The 521-nt window shown below is 55.5% G+C and carries 1 rRNA gene (running past one end of the window); it reads right to left on the reverse strand.

Annotated features, from left to right (window positions below):
- Positions 1 to 125 precede the first annotated feature (125 nt).
- A 23S ribosomal RNA gene (locus ASG69_RS18305) occupies positions 126 to 521 on the reverse strand; its annotated part runs 678 nt beyond the window's last position; the annotation flags it as partial.

Consider the following 521-nt stretch of genomic DNA (forward strand, 5'->3'; position numbering starts at 1 on the left):
CGTGTATTCAATTGTCTGCCCCGCTCGAGGCGGGTGCAGTAGTGCCCGTATTCTGGGAACCACAAAGTGGACGCAAGCAATCTCTGGCCACTCCTACCAGCCTTTACAACGGTATGAGTGTAGTGATTATCAAGTTATCGGCTTATTAGTACCGGTCAGCTCCGACAGTCTTTAGTCCTGTCTTCCACATCCGGCCTATCAACCCAGTCGTCTGGCTGGGAGCCTCTCCCCCGAAGGGATGGAAATCTCATCTCGAAGCCGGCTTCCCGCTTAGATGCTTTCAGCGGTTATCCGTTCCGAACGTAGCTAATCAGCGGTGCTCCTGGCGGAACAACTGACACACCAGAGGTTCGTCCATCCCGGTCCTCTCGTACTAGGGATAGATCTTCTCAAATTTCCTGCGCGCGCAGCGGATAGGGACCGAACTGTCTCACGACGTTCTAAACCCAGCTCGCGTACCGCTTTAATGGGCGAACAGCCCAACCCTTGGGACCTACTCCAGCCCCAGGATGCGACGAGCC

This window comes from Rhodococcus sp. Leaf225, from assembly GCF_001426145.1.
In the GTDB taxonomy this organism is placed as follows: Bacteria; Actinomycetota; Actinomycetes; order Mycobacteriales; family Mycobacteriaceae; genus Rhodococcoides.